The sequence below is a fragment of the Streptomyces sp. UH6 genome (assembly GCF_013421635.1).
Classification (GTDB): domain Bacteria; phylum Actinomycetota; class Actinomycetes; order Streptomycetales; family Streptomycetaceae; genus Streptomyces; species Streptomyces abyssomicinicus.
On sequence record NZ_JACADT010000252.1, the window covers coordinates 1 to 6692 of the forward strand.

Here is a 6692-nt window from a genome sequence, read left to right on the forward strand (position 1 = left end):
GCGGGGCGGAGGACACCGCGGGAAAGGCGGGGGACACCGCGGGAAAGGCGGGGGACGGGACGGCGCAGGAGACGGAGCGACGGGCGGCGGAAGGCCGGACAGCGGTGACAGCGGTGGGCGCCGCGTTCTCCACGGGGGCCTCCACGAGGCCGAAGTGCGTGTTCATGGACCCACCTTGCGCCCTCCCGCCGAACTCCGCCGGAGCCTGTGGACGACCCGCGGAGAGCCGCGGACGGCCCGTGGACAACCCGCCCGCACCGTTGTCCACAGGTCACCCGTGCGGGTTACGGCAGCGCGAAGCCCGGGTCCTGGCCGCCCAGCGCGTGGGCGCAGGAGCAGGTCCGCTGGTCCGCCGCGGGCAGGGCCGCCACCGCGTCGAAGAGGACGTCCCGCAGCCGGTCCACATTGGCGCCGAAGACCCGGAGCACCTCCTCGTGGGAGACCCCCTCGCCGGTCTCCGCGCCCGCGTCGAGGTCGGTGACCAGGTTCAGCGACGTGTAGCAGAGCTCCAGTTCACGGGCGAGCGCCGCCTCCGGATGCCCGGTCATGCCGACCACCGCCCAGCCCTGCGCGGCGTGCCAGCGGGACTCGGCGCGGGTGGAGAAGCGAGGTCCCTCGACCACGACCAGCGTGCCGCCGTCCACCGCCTCCCAGTCCCGGCCGCGCGCGGCCTTGAGGGCCACCGCCCGCCCGGCGGGGCAGTACGGGTCGGCCAGCGAGACGTGGACCACCTGCGGGACGGTGCCGTCGGGCAGGGGCAGTCCGTCGAAGTAGCTGTTGTGCCGCGCCTTGGTGCGGTCCACCAGCTGGTCGGGGACGAGCAGGGTGCCGGGACCGTACTCCGGCCGCAGGCCGCCGACCGCGCAGGGGCCGAGGACCTGCCGGACGCCCACCGACCGCAGTGCCCAGAGGTTGGCCCGGTAGTTGATCCGGTGCGGTGGCAGATGGTGTCCGCGCCCGTGCCGCGGCAGGAACGCGACCCTGCGGCCCGCGACGTGGCCCACGAACAAGGAGTCGCTGGGCGGCCCGTAGGGGGTCTCGACCGGGACCTCGGTCACGTCGTCGAGGAACGAGTAGAAGCCTGACCCGCCGATCACACCGATCTCGGCGCTCACCGTGTTGACCATGCCGGAACCATAGGCCCTCCGGCACGGCCGCGGACATGGCACGGCACGCCGAAGGCCCCGCCGTGCCCTCCGTGGACGGAGGACGCGCGGGGCCTGCGAAGCGGGTGGGTCAGGCGGCCGAGCTGCTGCTCGACGAGGCCGCCGGGGTCGAGGCGGCCGGCGCCGCGGTCGTCGAGGAGGACGAACCGGAGCCCGACGACGACGAGCTGGACGACGAGCCCGAGGACGACGTGGACGACGACGAACCGGACTTCGCCGCGGGCGAGCTGCTCGACGACGAGCCGCGGCTGTCGTTGCGGTAGAAGCCGGAGCCCTTGAAGACGATGCCGACGGCCGAGAACACCTTCTTCAGGCGGCCCTGGCAGTTGGGGCACTCGGTCAGGGCGTCGTCGGTGAACTTCTGCACCGCCTCGAGGCCCTCGCCGCACTCGGTGCACTGGTACTGGTAGGTCGGCACTGTCTTCCTCCTGGCACTCTGACTCGATGAGTGCTAACGACGATCCATCTTGACGCATTCCTGGCCGACAGTCCACTGCCGTACCCCCTCCGGTGACCCATGCCACTGGCACCGGACGTCAGCGGGCCGCCCCGGAGGTGCCCAGCCAGCCGGCCAGCTTGCCGCCCCGGGCCACCGCCCGCAGCCGGCGCTCGGTGGCGTCCTGCACCTGGTCGGTGGCCACCACCAGCAGCTCGTCGCCCCGCTGGAGCACGGTCGACGGAGACGGCACGAAGGAGGCGTCGTTCCTGACCACCAGGGTCACCGAGGAGCCCTCCGGCAGCCGCAGCTCGCCCACCTCGACGCCGTGCATCCGGGAATCCCTGTCCACGGTCAGCGACAGCAGATGCCCGCGCAGCCGCTCCAGCGGCGCCGACTCGATGCCCAGGTCGGCCGCCTCGCTGTCGTCGCCCAGCCGCAGCTTCCGGGCCAGCCAGGGCAGCGTCGGCCCCTGGATCAGGGTGTAGACCACGACCAGCACGAAGACGATGTTGAAGATGCGGCGGCTCCCCTCCACCCCGCTCACCATCGGAATGGTCGCCAGGATGATCGGCACCGCGCCGCGCAGACCGGCCCACGACATCAGGGTCTGCTGCCGCCAGGGCGTCCGGAACGGCGTCAGGCAGGCGAAGACGCTCAGCGGCCGCGCCACCATCGTCAGGACCAGGCCGATCACCAGCGCGGGAAAGATGTCGTCGCCCAGCTCGCGCGGGTTGACCAGCAGGCCGAGCAGCACGAACATGCCGATCTGCGCGATCCAGCCGAGCCCGTCGGCGAACCCGCGGGTGGCCGGATGGTGCGGCAGCCGGGCGTTGCCCAGCACCATCGAGGCCAGGTAGACGGCGAGGAACCCGCTGCCGTGCGCGATCGCGCCGGCCGCGTAGGCCGTCACCGCCATCGCCATCACGGCGATCGGGTAGAGGCCGGAGGCGGGCAGCGCCACCCGGCGCAGTCCCCAGGCGCCCAGCCAGCCGACCGCGAGGCCCACCGCCGCGCCGATCGCCAGCTCCATCGCCATCTCGGCGAGCAGCAGGTACCAGTGTTCGACCGGGCCGGCCGTGGAGAAGGAGACGACCAGGATGACCACCGGGGCGTCGTTGAACCCCGACTCGGCCTCCAGCGTGCCGGTGATGCGGGACGGCAGGGGGATCCGGCGCAGCACCGAGAAGACCGCCGCCGCGTCGGTGGAGGAGACCACCGCGCCCACGATCAGCGCCTGCCGCCACTCCAGCCCGGCCAGGTAGTGCGCCCCGGCGGCGGTCACCGCGACGCTCACCGCGACACCGGCCGAGGCCAGCACGGAGGCGGACGGCAGCACCGGCTTGATCTGGCTCCACTTGGTGCCGAGTCCGCCCTCGGCGAGGATCACGACCAGGGCGGCGTAGCCGATGACCTGGGTCAGCGCGGCGTTGTCGAACTCGATGCCCGCGATCCCGTCGGAGCCCAGCGCGATGCCGATCCCGAGATAGATCAGGAGGCTGGGCAGTCCACTGCGCGAGGACACCCGCACGGCGGCCACCGCCACCAGGAGGACGAGCGAGGCGCCGAGCAGAAGCTGGTTGAGGTGGTCGACAGTCAGTGGCGGCCTTCCCTTCCTCCGAAGTGCTGCGGACGAGGTGTTGCGGACGAGATGGTGCGGGCGTGGTGCTGAGAACGAGGTACTGCGGACGAAGGGCAGCGAACCGGTCCCGCGGACGAGACGCCGAGAACGAGACGCCGAGAACGAGGTGCCGAACGAGGCGCCGAGAACGAGGTGCCGTGAACGGGCCCGCCTTCGTCAAGTCTTTCGTTACCTTACCTAACTCTTGACGCTTTCTTGACGCGGTTCTTGTACTTCGCGGCACTCCGCCGACCTCGGCCGGGCACCGCACCGGGACGAAGCGGACACCTGCTCGCGTGATGCCACGGCTTCACAGACGCCGCGTCAAGCCGCCGCGCCCCGTACGCCTATCGTTGCTCCAGCGCGACGACGGGCTACGCCGCCGCGCCAGAACTGACCACCGCCCGCCCCGCCGCTCGCGTGAGGACAGCAAGGACAGCGATGCCCCCCAACACCACCGCCTCTTCCGGTCAGCAGCCCGGCAAGTCCGGCAGGAAGAAGGGGCGCAAAGCCCGACTCCTGGTCCTTCTCGTCGTCCTGGCGCTCATAGGCGGCCTGGTCTACGGCGGGTACTGGACGGTCAGCACCGTCCGTGCCTCGTTTCCGCAGACCAGCGGGTCGCTGACCCTCAAGGGCCTGTCCGGCCCGGTGGAGGTCCGGCGCGACGCCCAGGGCGTGCCGCACGTCTACGCCGACTCCGAGGAAGACCTGTTCATGGCGCAGGGCTTCGTCCAGGCGCAGGACCGGTTCTACGAGATGGACGTGCGCCGCCACCTGACCGCGGGCCGGCTCTCGGAGATGTTCGGCGAGAGCCAGGTCTCGACCGACGAGTTCCTGCGCACGCTCGGCTGGCGCCGGGTCGCGCAGCAGGAGTACGACAAGAAGCTGTCGGCCCCGACCAAGAAGTACCTCCAGGCGTATACCAAGGGCGTCAACGCCTACCTGGACGGCAAGGAGGCCGACGAGCTCTCCCTCGAGTACGCGGCGCTGGCCCTCACCGGCGACTACACGCCCGAGGCGTGGACCCCGGTGGACTCGGTGGCCTGGCTGAAGGCGATGGCCTGGGACCTGCGCGGCAACATGCAGGACGAGATCGACCGCTCGCTGTTGACCAGCCGACTGGACGCCGACCAGATCGCCGACCTGTACCCCGGCTATCCGTTCGCGCGGAACAAGACGATCGTCCAGGAGGGCGCCTACTCCGAGCTCACCGGCACCTGGGACCAGAAGGCGACGCCGGCCCCGCAGGGACAGGACGGCACCGCCGCCGGCCTGCCGGGCGTCGCGGCCGGGGACACGGCGGGCCTGCAGAGCCAGCTCGCCGGGCTCTACGGCGCGCTCGACGACCTGCCCACCGCCGTCGGCGTCAACGGCAACGGCATCGGCTCCAACTCCTGGGTGATCGCCGGCGAGCACACGGTGAGCGGCGCCCCGCTGCTGGCCAACGACCCGCACCTGTCGCCCGCGCTGCCCTCGGTCTGGTACCAGATGGGCCTGCACTGCCGCACCGTCTCCGACACCTGCCGCTACGACGTCTCCGGCTACACCTTCTCCGGCATGCCCGGCGTGATCATCGGCCACAACCAGACCATCGCCTGGGGCTTCACCAACTCGGGTGTGGACGTCGTCGACCTCTACCTGCAGAAGGTCACCCCGGAGGGTTACCAGTACGACGGGAAGACGGTCCCCTTCACCACCCGTGAGGAGACCATCAAGGTCGCCGGCGGGCAGAGCAAGAAGATCGTCGTACGGGAGACCAACAACGGCCCGCTGCTCTCCGACCGCAACGGCGAGCTGGTCCAGGTCGGCAAGAAGGCGGGCGTCGACGCCGCGGCCCCCGACCGGGGCGACGGCTACGGCGTCTCGCTGCGCTGGACCGCGCTCGACCCCGGCACCAGCATGGACGCCGTCTTCGCCATGAACACGGCGCAGAACTGGAAGGAGTTCCGGGCGGCCGCCGAGCTGTTCGAGGTGCCCTCCCAGAACCTGGTCTACGCCGACAAGAAGAACATCGGCTACCAGCTGCCGGGCCGCATCCCGATCCGCGCCGAGGGCCACGACGGCTCGCTGCCGGCGCCCGGCTGGGACTCCGGCTCCCGCTGGACCGGCTGGATCGACCAGGACGAGCTGCCCTACGAGTACAACCCGAAGCGCGGCTACATCGTCACCGCCAACCAGGCCGTCGTCGACGAGAAGGAGTACCCCTACCTGCTCACCGGCGACTGGTCCTACGGCGCGCGCAGCCAGCGGATCAACGACCTGGTCAAGGCGAAGATCGACGGCGGCGGGAAGATCTCGACCGAGGACATGCGCGAGATGCAGACGGACAGCAGCAGCGAGATCGCCAAGCTGCTGGTGCCCGAGCTGCTGAAGATCGACCCCGAGGACGAGGACGTCCGCGACGCGCAGGAACTGCTGGAGCACTGGGACCGCACCCAGACCCCGGACTCCGCGGCGGCCGCCTACTTCAACGCGGTGTGGCGCAACCTGCTGAAGCTGGCGTTCGGCAACAAGCTGCCGAAGGAGCTGCGGGTCGAGGGCCAGTGCCTGTGGGTCGAGCCGGTGAACACCACCGGACCGGCCGACGAGGCCGACAAGGTCCGCGAGTGCGGTCAGCGCAGCGCCACGCAGGCCCAGCCGGACGGCGGCGACCGGTGGTTCGAGGTCGTGCGCAAGCTGATGGAGGAGCCGGACAGCGAGTGGTGGACCACCGGCGAGACGGCCAGCGGCCGCCCCTCGGCGGACAACCGGGACGAGCTGCTGCGCCGCGCCATGATCGACGCGCGCTGGGAGCTGACCGCCAAGCTCGGCAAGAACATGGACACCTGGAGCTGGGGCCGGCTGCACACGCTGTACCTGAAGAACCAGACCATGGGCACGGCCGGTCCGGGCTTCCTCCAGCACATGCTCAACCGCGGTCCCTGGGAGCTGGGCGGCGGCGAGTCCACGGTCGACGCGACCGGATGGAACGCGGCCGGCGGGTACGGGGTGGTCTGGGTGCCGTCCATGCGGATGGTCGTGAACCTGGGCGACCTCGACAAGTCGAAGTGGATCAACCTCACGGGCGCCTCCGGGCACGCGTACAGCTCGCACTACGTGGACCAGACGGACGCGTGGGCGAACGGTGAGCTGTACGAGTGGCCGTTCTCCGCGGCCGCCGTGAAGAAGGCCACGCAGGAGACGCTCACGCTGAACCCGTAGCGGTCCGCGCGCATCGCCCCCACGGGGCGGGTCCCCCACCGGGGGGCCCGCCCCGTCGCCGTTCCGCGGCGGGGTCAGCCGAAGGGGTGGAGGCCCGAAGGGGTCGCCGCCGCGGTGACCGGGCGGTCGTGGGGCTCGGTGGGGACCGTGTCGCGGAGTTCGGTGTCGTACAGCAGGACGACCAGCGCCGGCGTCGCGCCCGCCGCGGCGAGGCGGGCGAGGACCCGGTCGTAGGACCCGCCGCCCCGCCCCAGCCGCATCCCGCGCC

Annotated in this window: 5 protein-coding genes; 1 reads left to right on the forward strand and 4 read right to left on the reverse strand. The window is 71.4% G+C overall.

Annotated elements, in window-relative coordinates:
• Positions 1–284: 284 nt before the first annotated feature.
• From HW445_RS14450 to HW445_RS14460, 3 genes are all read right to left on the reverse strand, one after another.
• The gene (locus HW445_RS14450) at positions 285–1127 is read right to left on the reverse strand and encodes an S-methyl-5'-thioadenosine phosphorylase (protein ID WP_180221429.1); all 843 of its coding nucleotides are present in this window, start codon (positions 1125–1127) and stop codon (positions 285–287) included.
• 109 nt (positions 1128–1236) lie between these two features.
• Positions 1237–1584, reverse strand: a complete 348-nt coding sequence (locus tag HW445_RS14455; RefSeq protein WP_180221430.1) for an FmdB family zinc ribbon protein — start codon at positions 1582–1584, stop codon at positions 1237–1239.
• A 118-nt stretch (positions 1585–1702) separates the two neighbouring features.
• Positions 1703–3202 (reverse strand): potassium/proton antiporter, encoded by a 1500-nt coding sequence (locus HW445_RS14460; RefSeq protein WP_257231069.1) that lies wholly within the window; start codon positions 3200–3202, stop codon positions 1703–1705.
• Between the two features lie 462 nt (positions 3203–3664).
• Here HW445_RS14460 and HW445_RS14465 point away from each other — a divergent pair, with 462 nt between their 5' ends.
• Entirely contained in the window at positions 3665–6424 is a 2760-nt protein-coding gene (locus HW445_RS14465; protein ID WP_180221431.1) for a penicillin acylase family protein, read from the forward strand.
• 74 nt (positions 6425–6498) lie between these two features.
• Here HW445_RS14465 and HW445_RS14470 read toward each other — a convergent pair.
• Positions 6499–6692 (reverse strand): 5-formyltetrahydrofolate cyclo-ligase (locus tag HW445_RS14470; protein ID WP_218956977.1); only part of this gene is annotated, 194 nt, incomplete at its 5' end.

Bases quoted from the DNA above. Each gene is read 5' to 3' on its own strand.
- HW445_RS14450 (WP_180221429.1), bottom strand. From the start codon at position 1,127: ATGGTCAACACGGTGAGCGCCGAGATCGGTGTGATCGGCGGGTCAGGC.
- HW445_RS14465 (WP_180221431.1), top strand. From the start codon at position 3,665: ATGCCCCCCAACACCACCGCCTCTTCCGGTCAGCAGCCCGGCAAGTCC.